At 41.8% G+C, this 17,260-nt stretch carries 17 protein-coding genes; 16 read left to right on the top strand and 1 reads right to left on the bottom strand.

Annotated elements, in window-relative coordinates; genetic code table 11:
• Positions 1-122 precede the first annotated feature (122 nt).
• From trpE to AC0VYE_RS20405, 16 genes are all read left to right on the top strand, one after another.
• The gene (trpE, locus tag AC0VYE_RS20480) at positions 123-1,694 is read left to right on the top strand and encodes an anthranilate synthase component I (RefSeq protein ID WP_475442767.1); all 1,572 of its coding nucleotides are present in this window, start codon (positions 123-125) and stop codon (positions 1,692-1,694) included.
• Positions 1,694-2,746: an anthranilate phosphoribosyltransferase gene (gene trpD / locus AC0VYE_RS20475; protein ID WP_076271335.1), complete on the top strand. Its 1,053-nt coding sequence runs from the start codon at positions 1,694-1,696 to the stop codon at positions 2,744-2,746. The genes trpE and trpD overlap by 1 nt, the downstream gene beginning before the upstream one ends.
• Complete coding sequence (gene trpC, locus AC0VYE_RS20470; protein WP_475442766.1) at positions 2,733-3,533, top strand: indole-3-glycerol phosphate synthase TrpC; 801 nt, start codon at positions 2,733-2,735, stop codon at positions 3,531-3,533. The genes trpD and trpC overlap by 14 nt, the downstream gene beginning before the upstream one ends.
• Positions 3,530-4,207, top strand: a complete 678-nt coding sequence (locus AC0VYE_RS20465; RefSeq protein ID WP_076271333.1) for a phosphoribosylanthranilate isomerase — start codon at positions 3,530-3,532, stop codon at positions 4,205-4,207. The genes trpC and AC0VYE_RS20465 overlap by 4 nt, the downstream gene beginning before the upstream one ends.
• Positions 4,204-5,409: a tryptophan synthase subunit beta gene (gene trpB, locus AC0VYE_RS20460; RefSeq protein ID WP_076271332.1), complete on the top strand. Its 1,206-nt coding sequence runs from the start codon at positions 4,204-4,206 to the stop codon at positions 5,407-5,409. Before AC0VYE_RS20465 ends, trpB begins: the two co-directional genes overlap by 4 nt.
• Positions 5,396-6,205 carry a tryptophan synthase subunit alpha gene (gene trpA, locus AC0VYE_RS20455; protein ID WP_076271331.1) on the top strand — a complete coding sequence of 270 codons (810 nt, stop codon included), beginning with the start codon at positions 5,396-5,398 and terminating at the stop codon, positions 6,203-6,205. The genes trpB and trpA overlap by 14 nt, the downstream gene beginning before the upstream one ends.
• A gap of 725 nt (positions 6,206-6,930) precedes the next feature.
• Entirely contained in the window at positions 6,931-8,028 is a 1,098-nt protein-coding gene (gene hisC / locus AC0VYE_RS20450) for a histidinol-phosphate transaminase (protein ID WP_475442765.1), read from the top strand.
• 4 nt (positions 8,029-8,032) lie between these two features.
• On the top strand, positions 8,033-9,124 hold the full coding sequence (locus AC0VYE_RS20445; protein ID WP_475442764.1) for a prephenate dehydrogenase: 1,092 nt from the start codon (positions 8,033-8,035) through the stop codon (positions 9,122-9,124).
• Positions 9,125-9,491: 367 nt separating this feature from the next.
• Positions 9,492-10,088: a hypothetical protein gene (locus AC0VYE_RS20440; RefSeq protein WP_475442763.1), complete on the top strand. Its 597-nt coding sequence runs from the start codon at positions 9,492-9,494 to the stop codon at positions 10,086-10,088.
• A gap of 91 nt (positions 10,089-10,179) precedes the next feature.
• Positions 10,180-10,647, top strand: coding sequence for a hypothetical protein (locus AC0VYE_RS20435; RefSeq protein WP_339203223.1), 468 nt, complete (start codon positions 10,180-10,182; stop codon positions 10,645-10,647).
• A gap of 33 nt (positions 10,648-10,680) precedes the next feature.
• Entirely contained in the window at positions 10,681-11,538 is an 858-nt protein-coding gene (locus AC0VYE_RS20430) for a hypothetical protein (RefSeq protein ID WP_475442762.1), read from the top strand.
• 295 nt (positions 11,539-11,833) lie between these two features.
• A complete protein-coding gene (locus AC0VYE_RS20425) occupies positions 11,834-12,772 on the top strand; it encodes a WG repeat-containing protein (RefSeq protein ID WP_475442761.1) in 939 nt (312 codons plus the stop codon).
• Positions 12,773-13,048: 276 nt separating this feature from the next.
• Positions 13,049-13,861, top strand: a complete 813-nt coding sequence (locus AC0VYE_RS20420) for a hypothetical protein (protein WP_475442760.1) — start codon at positions 13,049-13,051, stop codon at positions 13,859-13,861.
• Positions 13,862-14,159: 298 nt separating this feature from the next.
• On the top strand, positions 14,160-14,543 hold the full coding sequence (locus tag AC0VYE_RS20415) for a YxiJ family protein (protein WP_475442759.1): 384 nt from the start codon (positions 14,160-14,162) through the stop codon (positions 14,541-14,543).
• A 155-nt stretch (positions 14,544-14,698) separates the two neighbouring features.
• Entirely contained in the window at positions 14,699-14,980 is a 282-nt protein-coding gene (locus tag AC0VYE_RS20410; protein ID WP_475442758.1) for an Imm8 family immunity protein, read from the top strand.
• A 277-nt stretch (positions 14,981-15,257) separates the two neighbouring features.
• Positions 15,258-16,091, top strand: a complete 834-nt coding sequence (locus AC0VYE_RS20405; protein ID WP_475442757.1) for a hypothetical protein — start codon at positions 15,258-15,260, stop codon at positions 16,089-16,091.
• A gap of 181 nt (positions 16,092-16,272) precedes the next feature.
• Here the strand turns inward: AC0VYE_RS20405 and AC0VYE_RS20400 are convergent, their stop codons facing one another.
• Positions 16,273-17,184, bottom strand: coding sequence for a helix-turn-helix transcriptional regulator (locus tag AC0VYE_RS20400; RefSeq protein ID WP_475442756.1), 912 nt, complete (start codon positions 17,182-17,184; stop codon positions 16,273-16,275).
• Between the last annotated feature and the right edge of the window lie 76 nt (positions 17,185-17,260).

Below are 17,260 nucleotides of genomic sequence, written 5' to 3'. Positions count from 1 at the left end.
CTACACATGCGTCTTTTCCGCTTACACACTTCCGTCATCATCTAAACCAACGCTCCTGCTCTGGCAGGAGCTTTTTTTGTTTTTAATAATAGAATTTTCACTACTGAGGGAGGTTGTTCGGAATGTCAAATGAGCTGCAGCACGTCACCCGTCTTGCCAGTCAGTACAATTTAATTCCAATCGTTCGCTATATGATGGCGGACACTGAAACACCAATTCGACTATTCCAGCATTTTGCGAAAGAGGATCATGCTTTTCTGCTGGAGAGTGTCGAGGGTGGAGCGAAATGGGCGCGTTATTCGTTTATAGGAACGGACCCGTTCATGATGCTTTACGGTAAAAATGGTGAGATGGTGCTTGAGCATCACGGCGTGAAGCATGTGCTTAATGACAAGCCGATTGAGCTTCTAAAAGCTCATTTGCGTTCTTTCCGCAGCCCGTCGTTGCCAGAGCTTCCTCCCTTTACAGGCGGAGCAATCGGATTTTTCGGCTATGACTTGCTGCAATATTATGAGAAGCTTCCTGCCCACCGCATCGACGATTTGAATATGAATGACATGCAATTTATGTTTTGTGATCAAATCATTGTGTTTGACCACTTTAAGCAGCAGCTGCAAATCGTTGGAAATGTTCATATCGCCGAAGGCTCTACGGATGCGGAAATCGCGAAGAGCTATGCAGCGGCAGTTGCCAAAATTGAAGCAACTATTGAACGTTTGCAGCAGCCGGTGACCATTCCAGTAACATCTGGACGCTCAATTGAAGTTGATTACGAGTTAGGTGACGTACAATCCAATGTGACGAAGGAGCAATTCATCGGAAACATTGAGAAGGCGAAGCAATACATTCGCGCAGGTGACATTTTCCAGGTCGTATTGTCACAGCGCTTTAGCATTGATACAGATGTTGATCCATTGCATGTATATCGCGTGCTCCGCATGATGAATCCTTCACCATATATGTATTATTTGAAGATGGGTGAGGAAGTTATTGTTGGAGCTTCGCCGGAAGCGCTAGTGAAAGTAACGGGCGACCGCGTGGAGACAAGACCGATTGCGGGAACAAGGCCGCGCGGCAAGACGCCGGAAGAGGATAAGGCTTACGAGGTAGAACTGCTTGCGGACGAGAAAGAGCGCGCTGAGCATTTGATGCTGGTTGATCTTGGCCGCAATGACATCGGACGCGTATCGGAGTTTGGTTCGGTAACATGTGATTCGTTTATGGAAATTGAGCGTTACTCCCATGTCATGCATATTGTATCGAACGTTTCTGGCAAGCTGCACAAGGATAAAGACTTTTTTGACGCATTTGTCTCTTGTTTACCGGCAGGCACTGTATCTGGCGCACCTAAACTAAGAGCAATGGAAATCATTGCGGAGCTGGAAAATGAAGCGCGCGGCGCATATGCAGGCGCAATTGGATACTTGGGCTTTGGCGGTACAATGGATACTTGTATTACGATCCGCACCATTATTTTTAAGAACGGTAAAGCCTATGTACAAGCAGGAGCGGGAATCGTTTGGGATTCTGTTCCGGAGAGCGAATATTTGGAGACGGTCAACAAGGCGAAAGGCAGCCTTAAAGCTATTCGTGCGGCTGAAGCGATTTTTGCACAGCCAAAAAGTGCACCGGATTCCTTCAATTCCATTAACTCGGATTATTACGTCAAGGTCGGAGAGGGGATTGGTCAATAATGCAGGCAACCGAAGCGATAACGATGCAGCAAGCGCTGAACCAGCTTATTGGCGGCTCAAGTTTGACGAGGCAGCAAGCAGAAATGGTGATGAACATCATCATGAACGGCGAAGCAACAGCTGTTCAAATAGCTGGCGTCGTAACTGCGCTGCGGATGAAAGGCGAGACGAAAGAGGAGATAACCGGGTTCGCTGAGGCAATGCGCGCGCATTCGAGCCATCTCCATACCGAACAAGAAGGTTTGCTCGATACATGTGGCACCGGAGGATCAGGTATTCATAAATTCAACATCTCAACTGCTTCCTCCATTATTGCTGCAGCGGCAGGCATCCGAGTTGCCAAGCATGGCAATCGCGCGATGTCTGGGAAAACGGGCAGTGCTGATGTGCTGGAGGCGCTTGGCGTACAAATTACGATAACTCCTGAACAAGCTGCACAATGCTTGGAGGATATCGGCATTTGCTTTATGTTTGCTCAGTTGTATCATCCATCGCTTCGCCATGCTGCTGCTCCGCGGCGTGAGCTTGGTATTCGAACAATTTTCAACATGCTTGGACCGCTCACAAATCCAGCTGGAGCAGATAGACAGCTTCTTGGATTCTACGATCGGAGCCGCACCTCTACGGTTGCCGAGGTGCTCGGTGAGCTTGGACTGAAACGTGCAATGGTTGTAAGCAGTCATGATGGACTTGATGAAATTAGCATCTCTGCACCTACACAAATATCTGAGCTATTAAACGGTGTTGTGAAAACCTACGATGTTACGCCAGAGGAGCTTGGACTAACACGTTGGCCGATTGCGGAAGTTATGGGTGGTGAGCCGGAAGTTAACGCAGCACTTATTCGTTCTATTTTCTCAGGTGAGCAGCGCGGGGCTTATCGTGATATCGTGCTTGCCAACGCGGGTGCATGTATATATGTAGGCGGGAAAGCACAATCGCTTCGCGAGGGGGCAGAGATTGCTGCCAAGGTGATCGATTCAGGCGAGGCGCAGCGGAAGCTCGTTAGTCTTATTCATACGACAGGAGAGTTGGCAAATGTTTCTGGATAAAATTGTAGCTACAAAACGAACTGAGGTTGAGGAGCTGGCGGCTCGCTTTAACCTTGCACAGGTGGAGAAACAAATTTCGGAGATGGAAGCATGCCGCGGCTTTGAACATGCATTATCGGCAGCTGGCCGCAACAGAAGTATGGGACTAATTGCCGAGGTAAAGAAGGCGTCGCCATCAAAAGGGCTGATTCGTGCAGATTTTGAGCCAACCACGCTTGCTGCACAATATGAAGCAGCTTGTACGGATTGTATTTCAGTGTTGACGGATCGTGATTACTTCCAAGGATCTAATGAATTTCTACAGGCCGTGAAAAAAACGGTTAAGGTACCTCTATTAAGAAAAGATTTTACGATTGACCATCGTCAAATTTATGAGGCTCGCTTAATCGGAGCGGACGCAATCTTGCTCATTGCAGCTATTATGACGCCAACTCAGCTTGGTGAGTTTCATGATCTTGCGAAGTCGATTGGGATGGATGTGCTCGTAGAAGTGCACAACAAAGAAGAGCTGGAAGGCGTTCTTGAGCTGGATAAAGCAACGCTCATCGGCATTAATAACAGAGATTTGAAAACATTCGTTACGGATCTAAAAACGACCGAAGAGTTAATCGGACTTATGCCGAAAAATGTTACTGTCATTAGCGAGAGCGGAATTGCGGGTAATAGCGATATGGATTACTTAAAGTCAATCGGCGCTCATGGTGTATTGATTGGTGAATATTTTATGCGGCATGAGCAAGTAGGACAATCGGTTACTGATTTAATGGGTGCGGTAACCGTTCGATGAAGCAGCAGACGCGTATCAAAATTTGTGGTCTAATGGATGTGCAAACGATTCAGCAGATGGATGGATTGCCCATTCACGAAATCGGCTTCATCTTTGCTCCCAGCAAGCGATTGGTGGAAAAGGCGACTGCATCGCAGCTTATATCAGCGGCTGCGAAGTTAAAGGCAGCTGGCGGTGAGCGCCCGAGAACAGTTGGCGTATTCGTAAATGAAACCTTTACTAATCTGCAAGAACTTTTGTTAGTCGCTCCTTTAGACGTGGTTCAATTGCATGGCAATGAATCGGCAGCGTTTTGCCAAATGGTGCGTGAGCAGCTGAACGTTCAAGTATGGAAAGTATTTTCCATGAAGAAGGAAGCCGAGGGCAGCTCGCCAATGTCTGCTCTAGAGCGATTAACGCCATACCGAGATGCTGTTGATGCCGTACTGATAGACGCACCTGGCGGCGGCACGGGTCAAACCTTCGATTGGGAAGCGATAAAAGAATATATGCAAGCAGCTGAAGAGCTTGGCATTACACTGTATGTAGCAGGTGGTCTACATGAAGGAAATGTACAAGAGCTGCTAAGGACATATGCGCCAAACGGGATAGATGTATCAAGCGGTGTTGAGACGGATGGACGGAAAGATATTGAGAAAATCCGATTATTTGTAAGAAGGGTGATGGAAGCATGACACAAGTACCAGATGAGAATGGACGCTTCGGCAAATTTGGCGGTAGATATGTGCCAGAAACATTAATGACAGCATTATTAGAGCTAGAGGAAGCTTATCAGCATTATTCCAAGGATCAAGCGTTTCAAGATGAGGTTACTTATTTGTTGCATAAATACTCAGGTCGTCCGACTTCACTATACTATGCAGAACGACTCAGTGAGCATCTTGGCGGCGCAAAAATCTACTTAAAACGTGAAGACCTGAACCATACAGGTGCACATAAAATTAATAACACGATTGGTCAAGGCGTACTTGCCAAACGTATGGGAAAATCAAAAATCATTGCAGAAACAGGCGCAGGGCAACACGGCGTTGCTTCTGCAACGATAGCAGCTTTGCTTGGTCTAGAATGCAAAGTGTTTATGGGCGAGGAAGATATGAAGCGTCAGCAGCTTAATGTTTTCCGGATGCAGCTGCTTGGCTCTGAAGTTGTGCCAGTTCTATCTGGAACAAGAACACTTAAAGATGCATGTAACGAAACCCTTCGTTACTGGGTCAGCCATGTTGAAGATACTTATTATATTTTGGGGTCAGTTACAGGCCCGCATCCTTATCCGATGATGGTTCGTGATTTCCAGCGTATCATTGGCGACGAGGCTCGTAAGCAAATATTGACTGAAGAAGGTCGATTGCCGGATTATGTTGTTGCAGCTGTTGGCGGCGGAAGCAACGCAATGGGGATTTTCTATCCATTTATTAATGATGACAGCGTGAAGCTGCTTGGCGTTGAGGCTGCTGGCCGCGGTGTAGATACGATTGAGCATGCGGCAACAATGACCAAAGGACGTCACGGTGTATTCCAGGGCTCGATGAGCTATGTGCTGCAGGATGAGTATGGACAGGTTCAACCTGCGCATTCGATTTCAGCGGGACTTGATTATCCTGGTATTGGACCAGAGCATGCCTACTTGAAAGATTCCGGACGCGCTGAATACGTTCCTGTAACGGATGCCGAGGCGCTTGATGCGTTGCAGCTGCTATCGCGCACAGAAGGCATTATTCCAGCTCTGGAATCAGCACATGCGATCGCTCAGACGATTAAGCTTGCGCCTACGCTTGATAAAGACAAAGTCGTCGTTGTCAGCTTATCCGGACGTGGAGATAAGGACGTAGAAGCAATTATGGGTTACTTGGGGGTAAATAAGCATGAATCTCATTGATACAGCATTTGCAAGACTGAAGTCTGAAGGCAAAACGGCGTTAATTCCGTTTGTTACGATGGGTGATCCTGATCTAGCTACTTCGGTTGCTATCATCCAAACGCTCGAGAAGGCAGGCGCTGACATGATCGAGCTTGGCGTGCCGTACTCCGACCCGCTAGCAGATGGTCCTGTTATCCAGCGTGCATCTGAGCGAGCATTGCGCCATAACAGCATTACAATTAAGGATTGTATTGAAATAGCTGAGCAATCACGTGAGGCCGGCGTTAAAATTCCATTCATATTGTTCACTTATTACAACCCGGTGTTTCAATATGGGCTTGAAGCGTTTTTCGAGCTTGTACAGAGCAAAGGCATCAGTGGTCTTATTATTCCTGACTTGCCAATCGAAGAAGATGAAGAGGTTAGGCAGCTTGCGGAAGCAGCTAATGTGCATCTTATTCCTCTTGTGGCACCGACATCCAAGGATCGGGTAACACGTATTTCACGCAAAGCAAAAGGATTTGTCTACTGCGTTTCATCGCTTGGCGTAACAGGTGTGAGAGCTGATTTTCATACGGGTATTGATGAATTCCTCTCGATGGTACGCGAAGCGACCGATTTGCCAATCGCGGTAGGCTTTGGCATTTCAAGCCGTGAGCAGGTTGCTCGCTTTGAAAAGCAATGTGACGGCGTGATCGTGGGCAGTGCGATTGTGCGTACGATAGAAGATGCCATTCCACTGCTGAATGCTGCAGATACACGTGAAGCGGGACTTAAGCAAATCGGCGATTTTGTTGCTCAGCTAAAAGGGTAAGCGGATCTTTTTTTAGGAAATTATAAGTTACGGAAGTGGCTTGTAATCGACGTAGTATATTAATAATAGCGGAAAGCTCTCTAGACTTGGTCTAGGAGAGCTTTTTTTGCTTTATCGGGTTAAGAGAGGAATTTGTAGCAGGGAGCTGTTTTGGAGGGATTTCGGTACGGTGATTCGGGGGTGGAGAGGACGGATGGGAAAGCACAAGGATAAATGGAGAAGCACGAAGCTGTTGATTTGAAAAGTAACTTTTGAAGCTAGCTTACGGACATAGGATCCGTTCTTTTAAAATAATTGGCTAAAATTATTATTTAACGGACATAGAATCCGCTATTTTATCTAAAAGGCGTTCAATTGTATGTAAATTTAAGAAATAAGGGATCCTATGTCCGTTATATCGAGAAAAAGCATGATTATCATCAAATAAGGGATCTGATGTCCGTTATTTGAATGAAGAACTTAAAAAATCATTTTCTAATGATGATTTTGAAGTGTTATTGGCATGTTAGCGGTGATTCTTCACTTCATTTTATATACAGAAACAGAACCATTGATTAAAAAAGTGCCTTCCGGTTAATAAGTTCATCAAACATATATCACAATTTCGATATAATCTTGCGCAATAGACCAATCTTGTGTTAAAAAAACTTTAAAACCTAACACAGATATGAGACAATGGATGTCGAGTAATGAGACTAGTCAATTATAAAAGAGGTGAACGGCTCATGCAGCCCAAAAGTAATATCGTCCACCTTCCCGTCTATCAACCCGGAAAGCCGGTTGAAGATGTTAAGAGGGAGCTAGGGTTAAAAGAAGTCATCAAACTTGCATCTAATGAAAATCCGTTTGGCTGTTCTGAACAAGTTAAAGCAGCAGTCATTGAAGAATTAGGCAATTTTAATATTTATCCAGATGGTGCGAGCGTTGAACTAACGGCTGCACTTGCGGAAGAGCTTGGCGTTGATTCAAACCAAATTATTTTTGGCACAGGTTCCAGTGAAATTATTCTTATGATTAATAGAGCGTTTATCGTTCCTGGCGACGAAACGATTATGGCGGACGAAACTTTCCCGCAATACAAGCATAATGCAGAAATTGAGAATGCAACGATCATAGAGGTTTCTCTAAAAGAAGGCAAGCATGATTTGCCTGCAATGCTGTCTAAAATTACTGAGCGAACTAAAATCATTTGGATTTGCAATCCGAACAACCCAACGGGTACCATTGTCACACTGCCTGAGCTTTCTGAGTTTTTGCAGCAGGTGCCAACGAACGTGCTTGTTGTACTTGATGAAGCCTATGGGGAATATATCGATGATCCGCAGTTTCCAGACGGAATACAATTGCTGCGCGAGCACCGCAATTTAATCGTGCTGAGAACTTTTTCGAAAATTTTTGGCCTAGCTGCGTTGCGGATTGGTTATGGCGTTGGGCATCCTGATGTCATTCGCTATACGAATCAGGTACGTGAACCATTCAACACGTCGCGAGCGGCACAAGCTGCAGCGAAAGCAGCACTTGCTGACAAAGCATTTATTGAATATTGTCGTGACCAAAATAAACAAGGTCTTGCTTATTTGTCGGAGCAATTTGATCGTCTTGGCTTATCTTACTTCCCTGCATACGGCAACTTCGTAATGGTAGATGTGAAGCGTCCATCACCTGAAGTATTCGACGGATTGCTGCGCAGAGGAATTATTTCAAGACCGCGCTGGACTTACTACCCGAATCATATTCGGATTACAGTTGGTACAAGTGAGCAAAATGAAAAATTCATTACAGCACTAGAACAGGTTTTGCAGGAATCGGCGGTGCAAGGATAAAGTTATGACGACTGTAGCGATTTTTGGAGTAGGGCTGATCGGTGGTTCGATCGCCCTTTGTTTTAAAGGAAAACCAGGTATTACAGTAATCGGACATTCAAACCGTCCCTCGCAGGTAGAGAAGTACATGCAGCGGGGTGTGGTTGATTTTGCAACGACTTCAATGCAAGAAGTGGCCGAGCAAGCAGATTTTATATTCGTTTGTGTACCGGTTGGCAACATTGAGGAATATATCGAGAAACTCAGTGCGTTTAAATTAAAACCCGGCTGTATCATTACAGATGCTGGGAGCACGAAGGCTTCTGTTATGGCATGTGCAAAATCACTCGATTTTGGACAAGCTACTTTTATTGGCGGGCATCCGATGGCCGGCTCTGAGCGTACAGGAGTTGAAGCGGCTTCATCGCATCTTTACGAGAACGCGTTCTATGTGCTGACACCTGATGAGAATACGCCTGAGGAAGCAGTGGAGCGTCTAGTTGAACTTCTCAGCCATACAAAAGCGAATATCGTAAAAGTTGATGCGAAAGAGCATGATGAGATTGCAGGCGCGATAAGCCATTTGCCGCATATCATTGCCGTATCGCTTGTGAATCAGGTTCGTGGATATAATGAAAATAATATGCTATATGAATCGTTAGCAGCAGGGGGCTTCCGCGATATTACACGGATAGCATCAAGCGATTCGATTATTTGGCGTGATATATTAATTAATAATCGCAAGGTTTTGCTTGAGCTGCTGCGTGATTGGAGCAAGGAAACAGATAAATTTGTGTCCATGCTGGAGAGTTCAGATGGGGATGCGATTGCTGAAGCTTTTGAAACAGCAGGTCAATTCCGCAGCAAAATGCCTGAGCGCCGCAAAGGCATGATTCATTCTGCATTCGACTGTTATGTCGATATTCCAGATCATCCTGGTATTATCGGTAAAATCACAAGTGAGCTTGGGAATAGCCTTATCAACCTGAGCAACATTCATATTATTGAGAGCAGAGAAGACGTGCCGGGCGTTCTAAGACTTTCTTTCCGGAGTCAAGAGTATTTGGATCAGGCTGTTATCGTACTTACTGCTAAAGGCTATGACGTACACCTTTAATCGGGTGTTCGTCATTTTTTGATTAAAAAAAGCGTTTACAATTTATTTCGAACAAAATGAAAACGCTTATTGACAAAATGGAAGCGTATACATATAATAAAGGTACAGTATGGTTTCTCTCCACTCCTATCCAAATCCTATAGTGCTCATCATGAGTACGGACCACCCTTCGGGGTGGTTTTTTTTTGTTTATAAGGTGACCTATCTGACAATGGCTGCGGTATAAGGATCTATCTAGTTGAACCTTAATATGAACGGGCAGGATAGTTAAAGAGCTGCCGAGAATACTGTAATTAGAAATTGTTCAATAATTTTATAGAAAGAAGACAGTGATAAGCGTTACTCTCCAAAAAAAAGAAGTGGAAACATGGCAATCCAGGATTCCGTTGAAAGTTATATTGAAATAAAAACAGAAGAAGAGATGGATTGTTTTTTTGATTCTGTCAATGGATTTCATGATGGTTTAATTAAGGAATTCCACTTAATAAATGACACATACATTGATAAACATTTATCAATGGTTTGCAGCTTTAAGTACAATATGAGAATCCTTATTCAACGTCAATGGGAAAAACCATCCGCTGTCGAACTCCTTCTAGGTGATGTTGTCGAAATGAACTTACATAAATTGAATTACGAAATATATAATTCTTTTGGTACAATTCATATTTCTAAAGCCAATGAAACTCCTGAAATAACGATAAATCTCGATGGCAATGTATTTGTCTGTCGTAAACTGTTATATCGCGAAGTCTCCGAATGGATGGGAAGAGAAAGTCGATTTGGTGATGAAATTATAGTGAACAATTCTTTCCAAGTAGAGAAATTAGAGGATGGTTGGGTACTATGTTCAAACTGTTTTGAAGCGTGGCAACCGATTAATAGGAAAGTGTTAAAATGTCCGAAGTGTTTTTTTGATGCAGAATTACAAACAACAGGCAGTCGGCGTTCGGCGGCTTGTTGAGCTAACATGCAGTGTAACGCAGCATGCGACTTCAGAGCTAAACTTATTATCTAGCACTAATAAATGTTCTAGGACGTTGAAGGTGTGAAAAATGACTAGTAAAATTGTAGTTTGTAATGACATTGGTCCTTATTTAGAAGCATTGACTCGTGGTAATGAATATGAAGTGATAGCTGAGGATGAAGAAAAAGAACAGTTTAAAATAAAAGGTGACAACAACCGATCCAGGTGGTTTAAGAAGTATTATTTCGTAAGTTCTGGAATTAGTGTACCCGTTATAGTTAGTTGGAAATTTGACGATTCAGTTGAGGATTCAAGTGCGAATTCATTAGAACACATCGAGATCTCTATTTTATTTAATGATGGTCAGACGAGATGGTGTTCAATCTGTACGAAATCGGGGCTAATGGATTATTTAGAGCGAAATATGGATGGTAATGTATATTTAATTGAGAATCAAATAATTGTGAGGAGTTTTTCATATGAATCAGTCAATGATGCATTAAACGACTTAGACCAGCATAATCAATTGATAATTTCGACCAAATCATTGAACTAACGGCGAACGATAGTTGAACAATCAAGGAGCATTTTGCTGCAGCTGCTGCTCCATGAGTTTAATTACTTACAGGTAAAATGCGGGTTGAGATTTCAAAATGAAAGGATAAACAAATTGAAAGTTTGGAGATTACTTTATAGTTCAAATACCACAATATTAATGGTTAAAAATGATCAACTGCGAATTATTAATTTTGAAGGGAAAATAGATGATTTTATTCCTATTGAAATGAAAGTGGTAAAGAAAGGTAAAAACAATGATTTTTATGGTTTTTTGCCTGAGATACCTATTATTTCTTTGGAAACAAAGGAGTTTCTTTCTCCATTCATTCAAAAGAGTGTGCAATTTCTTGATTTCAAATTGAAACAAGACATATGTGGTTTAAACGTGACTAATGTGATCGATTGTATCGATTATGATAAGTCTATAATTGAAGATGGTTCAATTATAAAAATTGAATTCGATAAAAGTAAGTTGGAGGGTCAATATATTTTTAAAATCCCTCAACATAAAATGATAGCTGTATATGTCACTGACGCTTTAAAAGATATTATTGAAAAATCACCTTTTAAGGGCTACGAATTCGTTGAAGTATGGGATTCAATGAACACGGGTGATGAAGAGAGAGTAAGAAAATTGAGATATGAGCAGGAAATTCAGAGAATAGAAAACATCGTAGGAAAGACTTATACTTGGTCGGAAGCCTATGAATTGGTTGAACAAGGTAAATCAGTTATTAGTAGCAAGTGGAAAATACAGAAAAATAAAAACGGTGTTATTGTTCTAGGAGATTTAATAGATACTCATAAATATCAGTGGATGCAACCGATGTTCTGGCCTCCAATTCTCTTTGACGTAACCTGGTATGAGACGGAAAAATCAGATATATAATCGGAGCTTATAGTGACGAGGCTGTCGTCTTAGAGCGGTGACCTCGTTAAGCTATCGGGATACGATAGTTCAATACTGATAGGGCTGCCGCATGGCAGTCTCTTGTTCAACTAACGGGTAGAAAAGTTCTAATATGTGGTATGTTGGGGGGCTCGTGAGATGGTTATGATATTCATCATATTATACCGTTAGAATTTGGTGGAAGTAATAATTATAGTAATTATGTAGTTTTGAATAAACGTGATCTTCAAGAATATACTACTTTTTTCAAAGGTTACTGGGGGACTAATAAATAATGGAAATGAGATATGGAATTTCTGATTTGAATGGTTTATTAGTGAGTAAGGAGAACTTTGAAGACATTAATCGTTTTGCTGAAGGTTATGCATTAATTATCGAAAAAATTGGACATAAGTTTTTAATAAGAGAAAACCTGGAGATAAGAACCGACAAATATGAGTGGGCAACTGATTATCTTTACGGCTATGCAGCTGTGAGAAAAGAAGTTGGAGGTAAACTTGGATTTATTAACTACTCGGGGGAGCTTATTATACCATATCTATATGATGGATTTTCAAGATTCACAGCTGATGGACTAGCAACTGTTGAAATTTCGGGTAAATTTGGCGCAATTAATGCTAATGAAAGTGTATGTATCCCGATTATTTATGACCGCTTAGATGCTTTTTTTGAAGGATTATCAGTTGTGAAGATAGGAAATAAGCATGGTTATATTGATGTTCTTGGAAACATTGTTATTGATCCACAATGGGAAAATGCACAATCATTTTCTGAAGGTCTTGCAGTAATTATTAATGAATCTTATAAACATGGTTGTATTAATTCTAATGGAGAAGTTGTTTTGTCACCAAAATACAAATTTATTGGAAACTTTTCAAATGGGAGAGCAGCATTTTTCAGAGGGAAAAAATATGGATTTATCGATGTAGTTGGAAATGAGATAATTCCTAACAAATTTAAGAACGTTAACGACTTCTGTAATGGATTAGCTCCAGTGTTAGAAAAAGAAAAATGGGGATTTATTGATGTTAATGGTGATTATGTTATTGAACCTATCTTTGATGAAGCTTCAAGATTTATGAATGGACATGGATGTGTTATTTATAAAGGACAGCCTGGAATAGTGGACCTAGAAGGTAATTATAGGATATTTGAACAGTACCAAACAGTAGATTTACCCTCAGAAGGACTGATTGTGGTCGGTTTGAAATAGAAATCGTTAGGTAAGTCTTGATATAGCTGAAAAAATAGAGATCTATTGCTGGAGTTTACTTTTATTCACGCATTGGCAGTTATCTATATAATAGACAAAATGCTTGTTAGCAAAATCTTATTGCGCTAAAGGGAAACAACTAGGATGAGGCTGCCGGCATAAATCGGCAGCCTCGTTGAGCTAACGGGCAGGATACTTCCAATATGTGTTAGTATGAGAAGATTAGGAGCCAGGATTGAAATAGGCATCATTGGTTATATAGGAGCGTGTATACGGGTGAATGATCGACTATTGTTTTATGAAGGGTTAAAGGAGATTATCGAGCGAACGGAGGAAAGGAATCGGGAATATCTGAATGAAGGATACTCAATCGACAACCACTTTTCTTTAGGACTTTATGAGTTTCGAGGATTACTAGATCCGTTATATGAGAATGGCGAGCTCGGTAAACTGGCAGATTATTTTGAGTTACTTGGGACAGCCAATCGTAATTTATATCGAGACCATAATAAATATTTTTGGTGGATTTATCCACCTCTTGTCTGGTTGCTGTGCAGCTCTTTCTACAACTATCGTACTGGCAGAAATTCTTATGCGGCAAACTTAGCTCGCTTCAACTATTCCTATATGGAAGAGGTAAAGCCCGGCTTAACACATGGTTTTACCAGAATAGAAATTGGTCTCACTGAGCGAGGATTGTTCGAAGAGTTGATGGGTTATTTTTCATTACTATTTGATCCGAATAGATTCATTTCCCATGTGAACGAAGCTAAGAAATTATTCGAACAACACATTCATCTTCGTGAAGAAACATCTGCTAACTCAAAGATTGAAGACGACGAGGACCTTAGTGATCCGGGAGGAATTGACGAACAAACAATCGTGAATGAATTTTCATTTAGTGAGGCAAATCAACCCTTTGATATTTCGCTCATCCTCTGTTTTGAGATTAATGAGTGTACCTATTGGTTCAAAGAGCGAGAACAAATCTTTGATCGACTGAAGACTTTCTTCACTGATCCACCAGATTGGAGCGCAATGAAGAAACCGTCATTAAAAATATCACAACTTCACTTGAATCCTGATTGAGTTCTCAGGGCATGCAGCAGCGCCTCTTGAAATAGCATATTCAGATGAAAAGGGTGATGTAGCCCCTGATTCGTGGATAGGATTTGGAGGTGATATGGACCCTAATCCTTATAACAATAAGATGGTATCGGAACTAAAAGAATCATGGGAAATAATCTGTAAAAAGAAAGTAAATGACGCATATGAAGATTATATGAAGCAGCACAAACTACTTGAAGATAAGGAATGAAATTCAATTATAGAAGGACGTTTGTTCAACAAATAGAGAATGGAAAAATTTCTAATAAAGGGGAAACTCATGGATGAAATGGTTCATCAATTGAAGAGCATTGAATTAGATAATCCATTCCCGTATAGAGATTCTGATAAAAGTCAGGAGTATTTTCGTTCTGCTTTTATGAAGCTAAGAGATGAAGAAAATTCATTGAATGGCGATTTTAACACCTACTGTATGAATATTGCGGGTACTTTAAGTTATGTCTTGACTGGTAAAATAGAAGATATTCCTCACCGACAAAGAGAATTGTTAGAGCTTTCTTTCTTTAATTGGTACCCGCAGTATAGATTCATCGAGGGAAGTATCGGTAAGTACGCGGAGTTCTTTAAAGAGTACGAGAACTTCGATAAAGCTCGACTGCTGCTTCTCGACTATTTAGAGGCAGCAGATAAGGGATTGCGCTAACTGGGAACGTTAGTTGAGACGCCGAACTAAGCTTTAGAAGTAACAGGGGGAGTATATGATAAAACCCATACTAAAATATCTTGATATTGTGGAAATAAAAGAAAGTTCAAAAGGATTCCTTGCTCGCGGTGCTGCTTATATTGGAGAGGAGGAAGGTGAAGAGGGTTGAATATTTCTATTTCCGTGTTATGACAACAGAAAGACTCCTTTCTATGCTTGATGAAGAGCTAATAATTGATGGCCGAGCGACATTTATAGTGCGTACATTTGATCAAATTGCAATTGAAGAACGGATAAATGCAATCATACGAGATTCTATTCGTCCAACATGGGGAGAAGTAGCAACAGCCATTAACCGCCATTTGACTTGGGAATACGATAGCATTAAGTATGAAACCATTGAAGAAGCGTTGGAAAGAATAAACAAGATGAATTAAGCTAACGGGTAACGATAGTTGAATCACTGACAACCAGGCTGCCGATTACTTCGGTGGTCTTTTGTGCTTGTCATGAAAGCTTGGTCATAGCCTTTGAATCGGGTATAAAATATTGGCAATTATGCACCGCGGCGCATTTTTCGCCGATAGCCCCGTTAAGCCGAGAAGTACCCTAAGTGACATTGAAGAGTTAGGATGTTGGGCACTGGTTCCAGTTTTTTATGTGATACAATAAGTAGAAAGGATAGAAATTGGCAATTAGGAACGGAGGGAAAGCTTGCTTAAGTGGAATAGCGATGTATGGGGAAAGCTAGATGGGCCGTACGGTTCTGCAGAGAACGTACCTGTGTTATTGCAGCAGCTAATGCGACAATATAATCAGGAGGTTTTTGACGAACTCTTTCAGGAGTATTTGTTCCATCAAAATACGATATATACGGCTACATACGCGGCGATGCCGTATTTGGCACAGCTAGCATGCTCCACATCGGATGTGGAAGTGCGTAAAGAACTGTTTCTCAATTGCGGTATCATCGAGGCAAGCTCCGATGGGCGAGATGAGGCGCCATTCCCAGCATCTTGGGCTGAACTAGCTGAGGATGTAGGCAGCTCCGTTTGTACGGAATTGTATCGTGAATATGTAGAAGCAATTGGCAAGCTCAGGGCGCTTACAAAGGAAGTATTTGCCTATACAGCCCAACATTCCATAGATGGGATGGAGAAGCGTTACATTCTTGTTGCGGACGCTGCTTATAGGGGATCATATATCACTGCCAACATGTTGTTGACGTTTAGTAACGGTGATGAGTATGTGGCCGTGTGTTCGGCCTGCGAGGAAGATGTGTTCATATGGCCTAATGAAAATCATGCAGGAATTCTTCAAGCTTATGAACATGATCCCGTTTTTCACACTGGCCAGGAATCACAACTAATCGTTCCGGCAGCGTCATTTGCAGAGGAAGAAGTACGCGCACTAGCGGAGCGGGCGGCTGCTATCGGAGAGCAAACATTGGCTGGGCAAATGCATTATTTAGCGGGGGAAACCACATGTCCGTCTTGCCGTGAAAGAATGTCGGTATGGCCGTCTTTACTTAGCACATTTACAATGTAGAGCACAAGTTAAGATGACGGCGATAAAAGAATATTGTTTACGTTAACCAATTGGATTTCTAGGAGCTGTCACGCCGTGACAAGCTCCTTCTTATTTTTCGCCGATCGACCCGTTAAGCTGAACCTTACCATAAGTGATGGCGAAAAGTTGAGTTGAAGTTAAAGCTTTAATGCTAAATCTATCAGGAATAGTTCTCCATCATTTGATATAAATAATTTCGGAAGTCTTCAATATAGGTTTTGGGCTCTACAACTTTTAGATGAGTGCCGAAGCTTGCTAAAAGTTGAAATCCCATACGATTTTGTGGGACATAAATGGTTGCTAATAAAAATCCAGAACTATGGTCTTCAATACTTCTTCGACCATACCTTTCGATGATTTGATCTTTTATGCTAGGCGATATCCATGCCTTAATCGTGACGAATTCAGGTAGATAATTTGCTTCGTGTACTTGCTCTGACCAATCGTCTCTAGGATGAAACGCGCGTTCATCTATAATAATATGATCGATCCGAGATAACTTGAAAGTTCGATTTCCCTGTCGATGTAAACAGAATCCTTTCAAATACCAACTCGATTCGCTAAAATGCAGCTCATAGGGCTCGACCATTCTATTCGTTACAGCCCCGTCCTTATCTGTATAATCAAACGAAACCAGCCTCTTTTTTGAAATGGATTCTTGACATGTCTTTAAGGTTTCAAGAATCTCGGACCGACCTTCCCAATCATAAAACGACAGTTGAATGGAACGATTTAGAGACAATGGACTAACCATTGCCTCTATTTTTTTTATCGTTCTTTCAACTTCTTCAGTACGGAGGATTTGTTCCAATCCACCGAGCGCAGTTAATATATTCTGTAAATCGGAGCTGCTTAAAAGGCGTTTATCAACCTTGTATTCATCCATTATGCCGTAGCCCCCTTTGACCCCATAGACAGAGTAGATCGGGATGTTCGATAAGCTCAATGTTTCCATATCGCGAAGGATCGTTCTTTTGGAGACATTGAATAGTTGTGAGAATTCCGTTGTAGAAACAACCTCTTTTTTCAGCAATATCATGATAATCGAAATGAGTCTCTCCACTTTGTCCATAATTGCCCTCTTTTTTTACATGATTTCAGAATGGTGACACCTTGATGTCACCTTTTATCCATTATACTACAAGTAT

This window comes from Pristimantibacillus sp. Z349TD_6 (genome assembly GCF_056173205.1).
The sequence above is the reverse complement of the archived record's forward strand: the minus strand, read 5'-3'. Positions and strand labels throughout refer to the sequence as shown.